Genomic DNA, 16,124 nt, shown 5'->3' with positions numbered 1-16,124 from the left:
AGAGTTCATGTCCGATCTCTACGACCCGAACAAGAAGGAGCCCGGCGGCCCGTCGTCGACGGGCACGACCGGCCCGCGGGACACGGTCCCCGGCGCGCGTGTCCCGGAGCCCCCGCCGGCGGCCCCCGCGACCGCGCCGGGCGGGGACGTTCCCCCGCCGCCGTCCAGGCCGCCGAGGCATGCCCCGGCGGGCGAGCGCGGCGCCCCGGAGCCCCTGCCGGTACCTGATTCCGTGCCCGTCTCGGAACCCGAGCGGATCCCGACCGCCAGGCAGGGGGACGGCACCGCCGCGGGCCGCATCAGAATCGGCCTGTGGGGCGCGCCCCGCTCGGGCAAGACGACCTATCTGGCCGCCCTGCCGATCGCCGCGGTCCAGTACCAGCGGCACCACGAGGGCAGCTGGCACATCAGCGGCATGACACAGGAGGCCAACGCCTTCCTCACCCAGGGCGTGGACCTGCTGACCCGGCAACGGACCTTCCCCCAGGCCACCATGGGCGTCCAGGGCATGGCCTGGTCCCTCCAGGGGCCGGAGGAGAAGGGACGGCTGGGACTGCGCACCCGGCGGCCCAACTTCGTGCTGGACATCCAGGACGCGGCCGGAGAGGTGTTCCGCCACGACCACCCCCAGCAGGCCCAGCTCGTCGGTCAGCTCGCCCGCTCGCACGGGCTGATCTACGTCTTCGACCCGGTCGGCGACGCCGAGGAGGCCACCGAGAGCTTCAACTACCTCCAGGCCACCCTGACCCAGCTGACCGCGCGCGTCCGGGACCGGGACGAACTCGTCGACGGCAAGCTTCCCCATCATGTGTCCGTCTGCATCGCCAAGTTCGACCACCCGGACGTCTTCCGGCCCGCGGTCGAGGCGGGCTGGGTCACCCAGGACACGGTGGGCTCGGAGCTGCCCCGCGTGCCCCGGGAACAGAGCGAGAAGTTCTTCCAGTGGATGTGCGACGACTTCCGCGGCTCCAACGCCCGGCTGGTGCGTGACGCCCTGTACTCCCACTTCGACCCCAAGCGCATCTCCTACTACGCGACCTCCGCCATCGGCTTCCGGCTGAACCCCCGGCACGTCTTCGACTACGGGGACTACGTCCAACCGGTCTCGGTGGACGGGGCGTTGCACCTGCGCACCTCCCCGGTGCCGATCAACGTCCTGGAGCCGCTGATCGACCTGGAGAGCCGGATCCACCGGGACCGCGGCCGGGGCGGGCGGCGCGGAGGGAAGCGGCGGTGAACGAGAGCCTCGGAGAGGAACGACTGACCGCGCACTGGGCGGTGCTGGGCAAGCATCCGGGGCAGACCATGGGCTACGAGCTGCTGCGCAGCAGCCTTCCGGACGACGACCGGGCGGGCACCTACCTCTGGAAGGCCTCCGCCACCGGCGCGCCCGGCGGCCGTGATCCCGAGGGCGACCTGCCGTGGCGGGTGTTCCTCGGCGGGACGGACACCCACCCGGAACCCGTCTGCGCCTGCGTGGAGACCAGCTGGGACGGGGGCACCGACGGCACCGGTGCCCCCAGCTACACCTGGCGGCTCTCCCTCCTGGAGTGGGCGCAGGCGGGCCGGGCCGCCCTGACCTGGACCGGGATCGACCGCGCGCTGCTGACGGCTCCGCCCACCCTGCCCGGCGGCGCGGTCCCCCTGACCGTGGCCGTGCCGCGCACGCCCGCCGCCGAACTCGCCGACGTCGTCGACCGGTTGGGCTTCGACTGGGCGGCCGGCGTGGCCGCGCTGCTGCTCGCCAACCGGCAGGTGGCGATCACCCCGGGACCGGACGCGCGACTGCCGGACGTCTCCGGCCGCGTCCAGGTCCTCGACGCGGTCTGCTCCCTCCTGCCGTACGCGTGCCGGGCCTGGCTCAGCGCCGCGACCTGGACCGGCCAGTCGCAGCACGACCTGAGGCTGTTCTTCGCGTCCGCGGCACGCACGGGCCAGGCCGGGGCGGTGCTCGGCGGAAGCCCGCCGGAGGAGCCCCGCGAGGAGGCCGCCCGGGCCTATCTGCAGGGGCTGCGCAGACTGCGGACGAAGACCGAGGACACCGCCGCGATCGTGGAGCATCTGCTGACCGAGACGGAACCGGTCACGGCCCCGCGTCCCGGGGCGGCCCTGCGGGTCCTGCGCGAGGCCGACCTGCTCGACTCGGTGGTCGAGGAGATCCGCGCGGGCGGCGGGGAGACCGAGGACGTCCGACGGGTCCTGCAACGGTGGCCGGTCGACTCCCTCGACGAACACCGGCTGGGCGCGCTGACCCTGTTCCTGGTCCGCGGCGCGCACGACGGCGACGCGGCCGCCGGGAGCCTGCTCGGCGAGCACTGGACCGAGCGCATCCGGTCCCTGCTCGTCCGGGAGGTCCTCATCGACGCGACCCCGGCCACCTCCTTCGAACGGGCCGAGCGCTACCTGGGCGCCCTCCACCACACCGTCGAGGCGTACCGCCCCGGCATCTTCGGCGAACTGTTCGACGCCCTGGTCGAGGCCCGCGAACCGACGCACGAATGGACCGGGACGCTCATCTACATGGCCGAGAACGAGTGGGGCCGCAGCACGGACCTGGCCGACCACCTCCTCGTGCACCGGTCCGCCATCGGCCGGGCATGGCTCACCTGCCTGCTGAAGCACAAGGAACGCCGCCTGGACCCGCTGCACCGGCTGGTGCGCAGCGCGCGGGACGGCATGGTCACGGACGTCGTCCCCGGCTGGCTGCGCTTCGCGGCCGTGCTGCTCGGCGACGCCCGGGGCCCTGCCACCTCCACGGACGCCGCCGACTTCGCCGAGGCCGTCGACGGAGGCTGGCGGATCACCCTGGAGATCGCCCGGGACCAGCGGCGGCCCGAGGTGCTCGGTCTGATGTGGCCGCGGCTGTGGCGCGTCGCGCACGCGGAGCGCGGACTGAGGGAAGCCGTGGAGCGGCTCGTTCCCGTCGAGGAGCCGCAGCCCTCCGCAGAGGTGGCCGCCGACGCAGACCTCTTCTGCGCGGCCGTCCGGGGCGGAGCCGCGACCGGGATGCCCCGGCTGGAGCTGCTCCCCGGGACCGCGGACCTGCGGACCTACGCGTCCGCCCTGGTCCGCCGGATCCACTCCGACGGGGAACTCCGGAGGCTGGCCGTCGAGGCGCTGCTGAGCGGGGAGCCCTCCCGGCGGACGTGGGAGGTGATCGAACAGCTGTGCCGCGCCCTGCCGGACAGCTTCCTCGGCCAGCTGTGCGACGAACTGCACGGGCGGCTCACCGGACGGGGGAGACCCCTCAACGATCTCGACGTTCCCGAGTACCTCATGGCCGAGCTGGCCAGGCGGTACGACCTGGGCTGGCTGCGGCCGGTGCACGCCTTCCGGAAGGCGGCACACGACCGGGCGCCGTACCCGGAGCTGGCCCGGATCGTCCTGGACGCGCTCGGACAAGGGCGGCGTCCGCCCGCACAACTGCTGGACGCGATCGCCGCCTGGACGCTCGCGGAGGGGCCGTACGGTCTGGAGCAGGTCACCCTGTACATGGACGGCCGGGCGGCGGACTGGCCGGGGATGGAACTGTACGCGGCCGTCGCCCGCGGGGACCGGCACGGAGAACTGCGCGACCTGCTGGTCGAGTACAGCGAGAACCAGAAGGCCCGGCAGGACTGGATCCTGAGGGAACTGCGGCGCCGGCCGGAACCCTCGGACACCGCGCCCGCACCCGGGCCGGAGCGCCGCGGCATGCTCCAGAAGGTGGCTCGGCTGTTGCCCGGGGGATCCCGATGACGACGCCCGCCGCCCCCGCCATCGCGGTCGACGCCGGCACACGGTTCCTGCGCATCGCGCGGACCCGTGCGGACGGGACACCGGAGTTGGTGGAGCTGCCCGGGACGGTGCCGGGCGAGGGGCTGCCCACCCCCGCCGGCGTGCGCGGCGACCGGGCGGCCGCGCTGAACGTGGCGTACACCGCCTACCGCGAGCACTGCGGCCCGCCCGGCCGGGTGGTGCTGGTCGTCCCGGCGCGGGACCGGGCCGTACCGCCCGGGGACGGCCCGGTGCCGCGGCCCCGGCTCCTGGGCGCCCCGCACGCGGTGCTGGCCCTGCTGCGGCACGCCGGCACCCCGACGGCGTCCCGTTGGGTGGTGTGCGCCCTGGGCGCCTCGGCTGCCGAGGTCACGGAGTGCGCCGTGGTCGGCGGCTCCGTGGCCGTGACCGGCGCCGCCCGGTACGCGTCGGACTCCGGCGGCTACGGTGCCGCCTTCGACACGGCGGTGCTGACCGGTGCGGGGCTGCCTGACGACGACCCCGAGGTGCTGCGGCAGCTCGGCCGGGCCAGGGCGGAGAACGCCCGGCGCATCGAGGCCGTCCTCGACCGGATGGCGGACCGGCCCGACCGGGCCTGCCGGATCGCGGACACGGTGGTCCACGAGGTGGCAGGCCGGGAGATCACCGCCGGCCTGCTGCACCGGGCGCTGGACCGCCTCACGCACGGCCTCGACCGGGCCCTGGACGGCCTGCCGGCGGCCCCGGGCACCGGCGCGGACCCGTCCCGGCCACCGGTGATCGCGGTGGGCGGTCCGGCCCGTTCCGGGGCGCTGCTGCGGCACCTGACCGGCCGTCTGGGCCGGCCGGTCCCGCTGCCCGGCGGGACGGACCCGGCGCTGGCCGCCGTGTTCGGGGCCGCGCTGGTCGCCGGCGGGCACGTCGACCCGGCCGACCGCTATCCGCACGCCGTCGCCGTGCGCGTCCACCGGACCGTGGCCGGCCGGCCACGGGACGAGCACCTGGTGATCAGCCCGCCCGGGACGCTGGAGCCGGGCGGCGCCACCGTGTTCGCCGAGGCCGACGGGGAACGCGTGCGGGTCCGGACCGGCCCCGCCGACGGGACCGGCGGACGCGAGGTCCGGATCGAGGTCGGCGAGGTCGGTGAGGTCGGCACCGGAGCCACCGCCCCGGCCGGTGTGGTGCGGATCCCCCCGTCCGGCGACGGAGCGTGCTTCCACGTCGGCGTGCGCGTCGCCGTCGACGGGACCGCCCGCCTCGTCCTGCACCCGCTCGACGGGAGCCGTCCCGGCACACACCCGGCCACCGCCCACCGGCCCGCGAAGTACCTGCCCGAAGAGTTCCCGCCCGCAGAGTTCCGCTCCGAAGAGTTTCCGCTGGGCGTCCTGCCGGCCGATCTCCGGCCCGACGCCCGCCCCGACCCCCAGCCCGACACCCAGGGAGCCCGTACGTGAAGCGATCCGCCTGGTCACCGCGCAGGGCGACCGCGCTGCGGCGCGGCGCCGCCGTGGCAGCCGCCGCCCTGCTGGCCGTCCTGCCCGCGGCCGCCGCCCCGGTGGCCGCCGCCGAGGGACCGACCCGCGCCGAGATCTACCGGGAACTCGGCGTGGCCGATCAGCCCGTCGACTACGTCGTCCTGGTGGACACCTCCGGCTCCATGGCCGCCGAAGGCCGTTACGACACCGTGCGCTCGACCCTGCGCAGCTTCCTGGCCGGACTGTCCGCCGCGGACCATGTCGCCCTCGTCGCCTTCGACGACAGCCCCGACATGCGCTACATCGGGTCGGCCGGAGACGCGGCGAAGATCGTCTCCAAGCTGCCCCCGGCACCCGACCCGGACGGCGGGACCGACATCGGCGCCGCCCTGGACCGGGCCCTGCGCGAACTCGAACGCACCGACGCCGCGAGCGTCGCCTCCGTGGTCCTGCTGACCGACGGGGCCCACGAACCACCGGCGGGCACCGACTACCCCAAAGCGGCCGGCGCCCCCTGGAACGCCCTGCGCGAGCGGGCCGAGGCCCTCGGCAAGCGCGTCGAACTCGCCGGATACGCGCTGCCGCTGGGCAGCGGTGCGACCGGGGCGGACCTGCTCGGGAACGTCGTCGAGGACACGACCGTGCTGCGCCCGGAGAACATCGAGGACCTCAGCGGGTACCTGCGGCGGGCCGGGGACAGCACCCGCGCCCGGTCGGCGGCGCTGCTGCTCGCCGAGGACAAGGGAAAGGGCGTCGAGGCGTCCTGGACGGACACCGGCGTCCGCGACCTCACCGACCACTCCGCCACCGCCTCCGTCACCCTCCGGTCGGCCACCCGGCACGTGCCGCTGACCGTGAGCGACGTGCGGGTCTCCGTGGCCGGTGTGCCGCTCGACGTCACCGGCGTACCGAAGCGACTGACCCTGGAACCGGGAGAGTCCCGGACGTACGCCGTACGCCTGGAAGGCGGTCTTCAGCCGGGCGGACTGCCCTACCGGCGGCCCGTGGACGACGAGGCCGCGCTGCGGGTGTCCGGTCAGGTGTCCTCCCCGTGGCAGCAGCCGCTCGCCCCCGAGGCGGAGCCGGCGGTCCCCGACGAGGTCGTGGTCACCGGCGGTCCCCTTTCGGTGCGGGCCGAGGTCGGCTCGGAGGCCTTCCTGCCGGCCGCGGTCTCGGCGCTGGTGGCGGCCGTGCTGGCCGGCGTGCTGTGGTGGCTGAGCGTCCACCGGCCCCGGACGCGCGGGGTGCTGACGGTCGTTCCCGTCTTCGGCACGGAGATCCCGGAGCGGATCGCGCTGGCCGGGAGGAGGAGGGTCACGTTCGTGTCCCGCGCGGGCGGGCACGGCACGGTGCACGGCCGGCGCCGACGGACGGCCGACGGCCGCCGGGTCGATCTGCTGATCCGCTACACACCGGACGGCGCTTCAGGACGGCCGAACCAGGTGATCTGCGGGCCGGGGGCCACCGTCGTGGTCGGTGGTCTGTCGTTCACCCATCTGCCGCACGAACCGGCCGACGGCCCCGGCTCCCCAGCCACCGCCGTCGCACCGGGTGCCGGGCGGCCCTGATGGCCGCGCAGCCGCCGCTCAACGTGGCGGCCACCCACGTCGGCACCCGGGCGCTCGGGCCCGGCCTCCGGTCGGCGGTATGGGTGCAGGGGTGCCCGTTCCACTGCGCCGGGTGTGTCGCCCCGGAGTGGATTCCCGACGAACCCGCGCGGCAGGTCCGTCCCGGGGAGCTGGCGGCCGAGCTGCTCGCCGAGCCCCGGGTCACCGGCCTGACCCTGTCGGGAGGCGAGCCGATACAGCAGGCGGCCGGACTGGCCGCGATGGTCCGGCGGGCGCGGGAGATCCGGGACGTCTCCGTGATCTGCTTCACCGGCCATCGCCTGGAACGGCTGCGGGACCGGCCGCCGTCGCAGGGCGTACCGGACCTGCTGGCCGTCGTCGACGTGCTGATCGACGGGCTGTACGTGGCCGGGCTGAACGACGGGCGTGGCCTGCGCGGCAGCACCAACCAGCGGGTCCACCACCTCACCCGACGGCTGGCGGACAGCGGATACGACTTCGCGCACCGGGCCCGCGACGCGGAGATCGCCGTCGACGGCCCGCGGGCGCTGCTCATCGGGGTGGCGCCGAAAGGGTTCCCCGCGGTGTTCGAGACAGCGGTCGACACCCTCCGCGCCCGGATGTCGGGAGCGGACACCGACAGCCCGACCCCGAGCCCTGCTCCGGGTCCGGGGCCGAATCCAGGAGAGGAAGGCCGGCCATGAGCGGCAGGAAACGCATTCAGGTCGACGAGTCGGAGTGGTACCGACTGCAGCAGAAGGCACGGCAGCTGCGGGAGGTCAAACGGGACATCCCCCGGCTGTTCGACGACGTGCGGGCACAGACCCGCGCCGACATCGACCGGGCCTTCACGTCCGTGCGGGAACGGCAGCGCCGTCAGCAGGAGGCGGTCGACCGGCTGAGCGACCGGACCCGCCGCATGGAGGCGGACACCACCCGCAGGCTCCGCGAACAGGCCGACCGTCTGCACCAGGACCTCCGGGAGACGGCCGGCCGGATCGAGGAGGACACCCGGCGGCGGCTGGAGCGGCAGCGGGCGGAGACCGAGCGCGCCCTCGCCGCCGAGCGGGCCGAACGTCGCGCCGAGGCGGCCCGGCTCACCCAGGAGATCGACGCGCTCAAGGAGGACCAGGCGGACGCCGAACGCACCGTGCGCACCTGGCTGGCGGACGCCCGCACCATGGCGGACCTCGTCGACGCGGAACTGCCCCACGACCGGTACGCGCCCGGCCGGCTCGGCCGGCTGCGCCGCCGGATCGCCACGGCCGAGGAGACCGCCGCCGCGGGCCGCTTCGACGCCGCTCTCGCCGTCGCCCAGGAGACGTTCCACCGGCTGAGCGATCTGCGGGTGGACATCGAACAGCGGGAGCTGGAGCGTTGTCTCGCCCAGAAGGAGGCGGTCGAGGCCCTGGTGCAGGTGGAGACCCTGGCCGAGGAGAACCGGCAGCGACCGGTCGTCGGACCGGACGCCGAGACCATCGCCGGACATCTGCTCGATGTCGCGCACTGGTCCGAGGGCGAGTACGACCGGGTACGGCAGGACACCACCCTGGCCCTCACCCGCGCCCGTGACCCGCACACCGGCGTCGAGGATCTGCACGCCCTGCGCGACGAGGAGGCGCCCCGGCTCGAGCGGAGCCTGGGCGAGGCCGTCGAGCGGGCCGGCATGCGCCAGCTCACCTCGCAGATGCGGGTGAACCTGGCCGACGTCGTGGCCGACACCCTCGCCGAGGTCGCCTTCTACGACCTGGTGGAGGAGAAGTCCGGATACGACGACGGCGACCCGCGGGGAGCGTTCCGGCTCCAGCTGCGCAACGAGGCCACCGGCAACGAGATCACCGTCGAGATCGAGCAGGCCGGCCGGGACTCCGACCAGTGCGTGATCCGCGTGGTGTCCCACGACCACGACATCACCGCCGAGGCCGAACTGCGGCAGCGGGCCGACGCCGTGTACCAGGCGCTGCGGGAGCAGGGCGTGCCCGTCGGGCTGGACGCGTCGGCGCCCCGGGCGGAGCCCCGCTTCCCCGGCCAAGCGGCAGCCCCCGCGCAGGAGCGGCCTGAGCCCCGGTCGGACCCGTCGGGCCCGACGGTCCCGACCGGCCGTGAGGACCCCGGCGTATGAACGGAAGCCGGACCAAGGGGAGCCGTCCGCCCCTTCCGTCCCGTCCACCCGGGACGGAACGGCTCGCCCCCGCGGCCGTCCGCACCGGCGAACCCTTCACCGTCCTGCACGGGCCAGGCGTGGGCGACGTCTTCGTCGACAGCGCCGCCCAGGTGTGCTCCATGGAACAGGCCCTGTGGCGCATGCTGCGTTCCGCCGGGTTCGAGCGGATCGTCTTCAGCACCCTGAGCCACCCGGTCTACTTCCGGGACAGGTCCTCGTGGGATCTGTCCCGGCGCCCGGCCGGCCGTACCGCGCAGCCGGCCGGCCCGCCCGGGACGCGCACCATGCGCCACGCCCGGCTGCGAGGGCCCCTCGGCGCCACCCAGCTGCTGGGCGGCGCCGTATCCCGGCCGGCGGCCGAACCCGCCCCGGGCCCGGGCCGGGACGCCGGTGCGACACTCGCGTCCGGGATCTCCGACCCGTTCGGGGTGATGACCCTCACCGCTCATCTCCGCGCCCCGCGCCACCGTACGGCCGTGGTCTTCCCGCACGCGGACGAGTTCCTGCTCCTCAACCAGGCCCCGCGGCAACTGGCCGGCGCCATGGCCGAATGGGCGGCCGACACCGTCGAGGGAAACCAGTGGATCCTCGTGTTCCGCAGGCCGTCCCTCAACGCGGTGGCCGAGTTTCTCGCGGGGCTCGGACGCTATCCGCAGCTGGAGACCTTCGTGCACGAACGGCGGGACGAGCCCGCCCGCGGCGGCACCTTCCGGGTCGGCCTGCCCCAGACGGCGGAACTGGAGCGGCTGGTGCACTCGGTACGGCTGTGCAAGGGGCTGCCGGTCGAGTGGCGGGACCTGGACCGGGTGGTCCGGGCGATGGCGGGCCAGCCCGAGACGGCCCGCATCTGGCGTGAGCGCCTCGAACAGCTGGCGGCGGCCGGGACACCGCTGAGCCACGCCTCGGTACGGCCGTGGGTGGGCGACGCCCCGGCCGACGAACGGACCCCCTGGGAGCGCCTGGCCGCGATGCCCGGCATGGAGTCGCTCGTACGGCGGTTCGAGGACATGCGGGCCGAGCGGGACGCGGCCGAGGAACTGAAAGCCCGCGGGCTGGCCTCGCGGAGTGAACCGCCCGCCCGGCACCTGGTGTTCACCGGCAACCCCGGCACCGGGAAGACGACCGTGGCCCGGCTGGTCGCCGAGATGTACCGCGACCTGGGGGTACTGAGCCGAGGCCACTGCGTGGAGGCGAAGGTCGGCGACCTGGTCGCTGGTTACGTCGGGCAGACCGCCGGGAAGACCGACGCGCTGGTGGACCGGGCGCTGGACGGCGTGCTGTTCATCGACGAGGCGTACGGGCTCAGCGACCAGCGGGACGGGTTCGGTGGCGAGGCCGTCCAGGCGCTGCTCAAGCGTATGGAGGACGACCGGGGCCGCCTGGTGGTCGTCGTGGCCGGCTACCCGGAGAAGATGAAGGAGTTCCTCGAGGCCGACCCCGGCCTCAAGGGCCGGTTCCCGCTGACCAACGTCGTCGAGTTCCCCGACTACGGCCCCGGCGTCCTGCACACCATCCTGCTGCGCCGCCTGGACGACCACGGCCTGCGTCCCGGTCAGGAGGCGGCTCGGGCACTGTGGCAGATCGTGCAGGGCATGCACCGCTCCCGCGACGAGGGCTTCGCCAACGCCCGGGAGATGCGCACCCTCGCCGACGCCGTCCGCACCCTGTGGGCCGTACGCGTCGGACGGGACGTGGAACAGCCCGTCGTCGTCGACGACATCCCCGAGACGTACCAGGGCCACCTGCCGCGCGCGGCGCCCGAGCCCGCCGCACTGCTGGCCGGCCTCCGCCGGTACGTCGGCTTGGAGCAGGTCCACGGGGAGCTCACCGGACTCGTGAACCGGCTGAGGATGCGTCAGGAACGGGGCAGGGAGGCCTTCGCCCCGCCCCACCTGCTGTTCACCGGCCCTCCGGGCACCGGCAAGACCACGGTGGCGCGGCTGCTCGGCGAGCTGTTCCGCGCCATGGGGCTGCTCCGCAAGGGCCATGTCGTGGAAGTGACCCGCACCGACCTGGTGGCCGGGTACGTGGGCCAGACCGCGGGCCTGGTCCGCGACGCCGTCGAGCGGGCGCTGGACGGGGTGCTGTTCATCGACGAGGCCTACAGCCTCGTCCGGGACGTCGGGGGACAGGGCGGTTTCGGCGCGGAGGCCGTGGACACCCTGCTGCGTGAGATGGAGCACCGGCGTGGCCGGCTCGTCGTGATCGCGGCCGGCTACCCCGGGGACATGGAGCGGCTGCTCGACTTCAATCAGGGACTGCGGTCACGGTTCGCCACCCAGGTGGCCTTCCCCGCGTTCCGCCTCGACGACCTGGTGGAGATCCTCCGCCGGATGGCCGCCGAGGGCGACTACACCCTCGGCACCGGGACCGCGGAACGCGCCCGGCAGTGGCTCGAAGAGGCCCGGCGGCTCCGTCCGGACTCGTTCGGCAACGCCCGCGAGGTGCGCAGGCTGCTGGAGCACATGGAGGGCCGCAAGGCGGCACGGTGGGAACAGGGCGTCAAGGGACCGGAGTATCTGCCCGAGGACGTCCCGGGGCCGCCGCGGCCGCAGGGCTGAGCGCGTGCCGGAGCCACCGCGGCCTCAGGTCTGAGCGGCTGCCGGAGCCGCAGCTGCCTCAGGCCTGAGCGCGGGTGATCCGTGTTCTGCCGTCCTGCTCACCGCCCCGTTCCTGACGCTCCGTCAGGATGCGGCTCAGGATCCCGTCCGCCTCGGTCAGCCGCTGCTCGACGGCACGGGTGAGGGTCTCCACCTCCTCCAGGGCGAGGCCGTGCTCCTGCCCGAGGCCTCCGGTGTCCGCGCCGGCGGCCTCGCGCAGGGCCTGCGCCAGCTCACGGTCGGCCCGGGCGTGGCGGGTCAGGGACGCGAACACCGTCTCCCGCTCCTGCTGAGCGCGTTCCAATCGGCCTTGACAGGCCGTGAGTTCACGGGACCCCTCGCTCAAGTCGCGCTCCACGGCCGCCAGCGCCCGCTGCGCCGCCGCGACCTCCTCCAGCGTCTGTCGGGTCCGCGGCTCCAGTACGGCGAGCTGCTGCGCGGTGAGCCGCAGCAGGGCCTCCGTCCCGGTGCGCAGCTCACGGTCGGCCGCCCCGAGATCCCGGCCGCGGAGCTCCCGCAGCCGTGCGTCGACGACCTCCCGCTGTGCCTGGAGGTCGTCCAGTTCCAGCACCAGCCGCTCCAGCCGCCGTAGTTCGTCGGCCTCCCGCCGCAGCTCCTCGTGTTCCGCCAGGCGGTGGCGCAGCTCCTTCTCCCGCGCCGCGAGCTCCTCCAGAACCGCCCGCTCCGACGCCACCCGCTCGGCCACCGTGACGAGTTCGTCCATCAGGTCCCTGGTGCCCCGCGCCACCCGCTCCCCGGGCCGGGCCGCCGCCAGCAGAGCGGGCAGTGCGTCGGCGAGGTCACGGGCGTCCGCGAGCGCGTCGTCCAGCGCGTACAGGGCGGTCAGGGCGTCGGCTCCGTCGGCATCCTGGGTGTCGGGGGTGTCGGGGGTGTCGGGGGTGTCGGGGGTATCCGGGGTGTCCGGGTTCTCTGGGGCATCATCTGCGGTGCAGTCGCCGGATGCGCGATCCGGCCGGCCGAGTGCGTCGGCGGCCCACCGGACGGCGTGTCCCAGCACGTTCATCGCCGTCTCCCGGTCGGTGCGACCGGAGTCCGCCAGCGCGTCCGCGATCCGCTGCCTGCTGTCGCGCATGATGCCCCCTCGTGGAACCTCGGCGGGGCCGCTCGGCGGCCCGCGCCGTCCTGATCGTCAGCGTATTGCCGGAGACCGGGCCCCGGAGGCCACTCGCTGAACTACCGCCTCGGTGTCGAAGGCTTCGCCCGCATCGAGGGCGGACCTCACGGCCAGGAGGCCGGTATCAACTGGGCCCGGTACGCCGACGCGACGGGTAGGGGCCCACCGCGGTGTGGACGAGCCAGCCCGCTGCCGCGCCGACTGCGTACCAGAACAGGTCGGGTGGATTGAAGGTGGAACCGAGCACGAGGCGGGCGACGGCGCTGCGCTGGGACAGCTCCGCCGTCACCTCGCTGAGTTGGAGGAACTCGACCCCCCAACTGACGGCCAGTGCGCTTCCGGCGGCCGTCAGGGGCGTCGCTCGTGGCGCCACCAGAACGACGAGGGCGAGAAGCAGGACGGTGTACAGCGCGTCTCCGCCGTACTTGGCCGGGCTCCCCGCGGCGACCGCCCGCAGTCCCAGCCCCGCGCCGACGGTCACCACCGCGGCCCCGGCCGCCGCCAGACGGATCCGTGCCGGTTCGACGGCGTGGTCATCGGTTTCATTGGTTCCGGGGATGAGGGACACAAGGGCATACTGCCGGACGTCTCTCCTCTCCCTTACGCAGTACGAGTGAATGAGCCGACTGTTCAGTTCGGGGCCGGTGGCGAGTCTTTTACGGTCTCTGAAGGGATCCGGGGCTGCAGGAAAAGGCCCTGCGGGCGGGGGACCGGTGGAAAGGCGCACCTGATGTCGGGGTTGGGGAAGTCGCCGGACGTGATCGAGGTCCGGGCGGGCCGTTGCCATCGGACCGGGGCGAGGGCCTGGGGCACGGTGGGCGTGGCCTGTTTCGTGGGAACAGCGCTGACATTCAGCGGGCCGTGGGTCACCGGGAGCGTGGCGGCGCGGATGGTGACTTTCGGGCCGTCCATCGGGTGTTGGGGGTTGGCGGTCTCCCTGGTGCTCCGTGCGTGGGGGGCCAGCGGGCGGGTGCGGACGCGTCTGCTGCTGTTGGGGGGCTCGGCGGTTGCCGGGGGTGTGTACCGGGGGGCGGTCAACGTGCTGTCGGCTCAGCCTCCGGGTTCGGGACGGGACGGGCGATCGCTGCTCGGTTCGGTGGTGGTCACCGGTGTGACGCTGGCGGTCGGCCTGGGGATGGCCGGTCTGGTGGTCGCGGCCGATGCCGGCAAAGGCCGGCGTGTGTTGCTGCGGCGCGTGCTTGACGGGATCGTCACAGCCGGGGCCGTGTTCATGACGGGATGGGTGCTGCTGCGGGGGGCCAGTGACGGCTGGCGGCTGGGGACGGGGATGGTCGGTGTCCTGTGGACCGCGGAGGTCGTGTTCCTCAGTTTTCTGTTCGCCCTGCGCCGTCTCGTACGGGGCGACCAGAGAGTCACCTTGTGGGTGGGGATCGTCGGGCTGTCCCTCATGCTGATCGGCGACACCCTGCGCCTGTGGACGGTCGGCCCGCACAGCCCCGAGGCGATGTCCTGTCAGCTGGCCGACACCTGCAATACCGCGGGCCTGCTGGTGGTCGCTGTCAGCCCTTGGGTGTCCGGCGGGGCGAGCGTCCTGGGCACTGCCCAGCCGACGTTGAGATGGGGGATGGAGGGTGCGGCGGCGTTCATTCCCCTGACGGTCTGCACGGTCACGGTGCTGGGATATGTGTTGGCTCCTCCCGCCCGAGACCCGGTGCCGCTGCTGGTCGGTGGGATGGCGCTGCTGAGCCTCTGGGCACGCCAGACGTTCCTGCCGAACGAGAACACCGGAAACGACGACTGAGTTCTCGCGCGGCTGTCCTCCCTGCTGGTGCGGACGGGGACCTGACCGGCCCCGGGCGCTGTCGGCTCCGGCTCCACCGAGAGGTCCCGAGCTGGGACCTGGTCACTCTCAACGACCACGCCATCTCGCCCGCGGGCCAGGAATTCATGGCCGAGCGCCCAGGCATCAGAATCACCACGGTCCCTGCCGCCCACGACGTGAGCCTCACCCGGCCCGATGCCGTCAACAAGGTTATTCTGGACGCGGTGGCGTCGGTCCGCCGACCACGCGAGGCCGCCAGGTGGCGGATGCGGTCCGGTCGGCGCACGCTGGAAACGGACCCAGCGTCGCCGCTGCGCCCATGTGGGTTCCTCCGGGCGCAGAGCGGGTGGGCAGCCGCAGCGAGGTCCTGTGGTGTTCGGCCCGCGCGGCGCTGAGCGCGCATCACTGCGACGAACTCGTCCGCGCGCAGTCCGGTTCCCGATCCGTGTTCCCATGCCGACCAGCGCCGAAGCCCTTGTCCAGGCGCCACACAGGCGGCGGGAGGAGGAGCGATGGCGCGGACAGAGCGGGAAGCTCCCTCACACCCCGTAGTGACCGGGGGCCCGCACCACTCGATGCGCGTGAATCCTCGTCCCGGGTGCCGGCCGCATGGTGAACCAGCAGCCAACTGAAGCCGCGCCGTGTCGGCACCTTCTGGAGGTTCATCATGAAAGACCTGCCCCCGCCGCCCACTCCCACCCTGGAGCCCGCGGCCAAGGAACTCGCCGACGCCACCGCGCCTCACCCCCGCATCTACGAGGTTCCACCCGCGCAGGGGCGTGACATCCTCGCCGGCCTGCAGACCGGCGAGGGCGTGGACAAGCCGAACATCGACGAGAGCTGGATCAGTGTCGATGCCGGCGAGTGGGGCACCGTCCGCGCCCGCATCGTCAAGCCCGAGGGAGCCGGGAACCCCCTGCCCGTCATCCTCTACATCCACGGCGCGGGCTGGGTCTTCGGCGACGAGAACACCCACGACCGCCTCGTACGGGAACTGGCCGTCGGCGCAGGCGCGGCCGCGGTGTTCCCCGTCTACGACCGGGCCCCGGAGGCCCGCTACCCCACCCAGATCGAACAGAACTACGCCGTGGCCCAGTGGGTCGTCGGCCACGGCGCCGAACACGGCCTCGACCCCTCGCGCATGGTCGTCTGCGGCGACTCCGTCGGCGGCAACATGTCGGCGGTCCTCGCCCAGATGGCCAAGGACCGCGGAGACATCCGCCTCGCCGCGCAGGTGCTGCTCTACCCGGTCACCGACGCCGACTTCGGGACCCCCTCCTATCTGCAGTTCGCCGAAGGCTACTACCTCACCCTGGACGGCATGATCTGGTTCTGGGACCAGTACACAACCGACCACGCCCAGCGCACGGAACGCTACGCGGCCCCGCTGCGCGCCTCCCTCGACGACCTCAAGGGCCTGCCGCCCGCCGTGGTGATCACCGACGAGGCGGACGTCCTGCGCGATGAGGGCGAGGCCTACGCGGCCCGCCTGCTGGAGGCCGGCGTCCCGGTCACCGCCGTCCGCGTTCTGGGCATGGTGCACGACTTCCTGATGCTCGACAGCCTCCGTGACTGCTACGCCACCAACGTGGCCCGCCGGATCGCCGTCGACGCCATCAAGGACGCCCTGCACGGCAACTGAGACCAGCACCACCCAGCCTCGG

General features: G+C 73.8%; 11 protein-coding genes. 9 read left to right on the top strand and 2 right to left on the bottom strand.

The genetic code is table 11. The features are described 5' to 3' along the window. Nucleotides 1-7 precede the first annotated feature (7 nt). From ACZ6D7_RS33725 to ACZ6D7_RS33695, 7 genes are read left to right on the top strand one after another with little or no spacing between them, the layout of a single operon-like run. Entirely contained in the window at nucleotides 8-1,237 is a 1,230-nt protein-coding gene (locus ACZ6D7_RS33725) for a hypothetical protein (RefSeq protein ID WP_469499270.1), read from the top strand. Further along, a complete protein-coding gene (locus tag ACZ6D7_RS33720) occupies nucleotides 1,234-3,738 on the top strand; it encodes a hypothetical protein (protein ID WP_469499268.1) in 2,505 nt (834 codons plus the stop codon). The genes ACZ6D7_RS33725 and ACZ6D7_RS33720 overlap by 4 nt, the downstream gene beginning before the upstream one ends. Further along, nucleotides 3,735-5,189, top strand: coding sequence for a sugar kinase (locus ACZ6D7_RS33715; RefSeq protein WP_469499266.1), 1,455 nt, complete (start codon nucleotides 3,735-3,737; stop codon nucleotides 5,187-5,189). The genes ACZ6D7_RS33720 and ACZ6D7_RS33715 overlap by 4 nt, the downstream gene beginning before the upstream one ends. Continuing rightward, nucleotides 5,186-6,778 carry a vWA domain-containing protein gene (locus ACZ6D7_RS33710; protein WP_469499263.1) on the top strand — a complete coding sequence of 531 codons (1,593 nt, stop codon included), beginning with the start codon at nucleotides 5,186-5,188 and terminating at the stop codon, nucleotides 6,776-6,778. The genes ACZ6D7_RS33715 and ACZ6D7_RS33710 overlap by 4 nt, the downstream gene beginning before the upstream one ends. Continuing rightward, nucleotides 6,778-7,482 carry a 4Fe-4S single cluster domain-containing protein gene (locus ACZ6D7_RS33705; protein WP_469499260.1) on the top strand — a complete coding sequence of 235 codons (705 nt, stop codon included), beginning with the start codon at nucleotides 6,778-6,780 and terminating at the stop codon, nucleotides 7,480-7,482. Before ACZ6D7_RS33710 ends, ACZ6D7_RS33705 begins: the two co-directional genes overlap by 1 nt. Beyond that, nucleotides 7,479-8,900, top strand: coding sequence for a hypothetical protein (locus ACZ6D7_RS33700; protein WP_469499256.1), 1,422 nt, complete (start codon nucleotides 7,479-7,481; stop codon nucleotides 8,898-8,900). The genes ACZ6D7_RS33705 and ACZ6D7_RS33700 overlap by 4 nt, the downstream gene beginning before the upstream one ends. Then, nucleotides 8,897-11,503: an AAA family ATPase gene (locus ACZ6D7_RS33695; RefSeq protein ID WP_469499253.1), complete on the top strand. Its 2,607-nt coding sequence runs from the start codon at nucleotides 8,897-8,899 to the stop codon at nucleotides 11,501-11,503. Before ACZ6D7_RS33700 ends, ACZ6D7_RS33695 begins: the two co-directional genes overlap by 4 nt. 58 nt (nucleotides 11,504-11,561) lie before the next feature. Here ACZ6D7_RS33695 and ACZ6D7_RS33690 read toward each other — a convergent pair whose 3' ends face one another. Beyond that, complete coding sequence (locus ACZ6D7_RS33690) at nucleotides 11,562-12,635, bottom strand: hypothetical protein (RefSeq protein ID WP_469499250.1); 1,074 nt, start codon at nucleotides 12,633-12,635, stop codon at nucleotides 11,562-11,564. Between the two features lie 166 nt (nucleotides 12,636-12,801). Next, nucleotides 12,802-13,236 (bottom strand): ribosomal maturation YjgA family protein, encoded by a 435-nt coding sequence (locus ACZ6D7_RS33685; RefSeq protein WP_469499408.1) that lies wholly within the window; start codon nucleotides 13,234-13,236, stop codon nucleotides 12,802-12,804. A 411-nt stretch (nucleotides 13,237-13,647) separates the two neighbouring features. Here ACZ6D7_RS33685 and ACZ6D7_RS33680 point away from each other — a divergent pair, with 411 nt between their 5' ends. Together ACZ6D7_RS33680 and ACZ6D7_RS33675 are read left to right on the top strand one after the other, a co-directional pair. Beyond that, nucleotides 13,648-14,439, top strand: a complete 792-nt coding sequence (locus ACZ6D7_RS33680) for a hypothetical protein (RefSeq protein WP_469499246.1) — start codon at nucleotides 13,648-13,650, stop codon at nucleotides 14,437-14,439. Nucleotides 14,440-15,127: 688 nt separating this feature from the next. After that, nucleotides 15,128-16,102 carry an alpha/beta hydrolase gene (locus ACZ6D7_RS33675; protein ID WP_469499243.1) on the top strand — a complete coding sequence of 325 codons (975 nt, stop codon included), beginning with the start codon at nucleotides 15,128-15,130 and terminating at the stop codon, nucleotides 16,100-16,102. Nucleotides 16,103-16,124 lie beyond the last annotated feature (22 nt).

It is taken from the genome of Streptomyces sp. NPDC041784 (genome assembly GCF_055591025.1).
Note: the sequence above shows the minus strand (reverse complement) of the source record. Positions and strands in the feature narration are given on the sequence as shown.

Excerpts from the sequence above, each read along its gene's own strand:
- ACZ6D7_RS33725 (WP_469499270.1), top strand. The coding sequence starts at position 8 with ATGTCCGATCTCTACGACCCGAACAAGAAGGAGCCCGGCGGCCCGTCG.
- ACZ6D7_RS33715 (WP_469499266.1), top strand. The coding sequence starts at position 3,735 with ATGACGACGCCCGCCGCCCCCGCCATCGCGGTCGACGCCGGCACACGG.
- ACZ6D7_RS33705 (WP_469499260.1), top strand. The coding sequence starts at position 6,778 with ATGGCCGCGCAGCCGCCGCTCAACGTGGCGGCCACCCACGTCGGCACC.
- ACZ6D7_RS33700 (WP_469499256.1), top strand. The coding sequence starts at position 7,479 with ATGAGCGGCAGGAAACGCATTCAGGTCGACGAGTCGGAGTGGTACCGA.
- ACZ6D7_RS33695 (WP_469499253.1), top strand. The coding sequence starts at position 8,897 with ATGAACGGAAGCCGGACCAAGGGGAGCCGTCCGCCCCTTCCGTCCCGT.
- ACZ6D7_RS33690 (WP_469499250.1), bottom strand. The coding sequence starts at position 12,635 with ATGCGCGACAGCAGGCAGCGGATCGCGGACGCGCTGGCGGACTCCGGT.
- ACZ6D7_RS33675 (WP_469499243.1), top strand. The coding sequence starts at position 15,128 with ATGAAAGACCTGCCCCCGCCGCCCACTCCCACCCTGGAGCCCGCGGCC.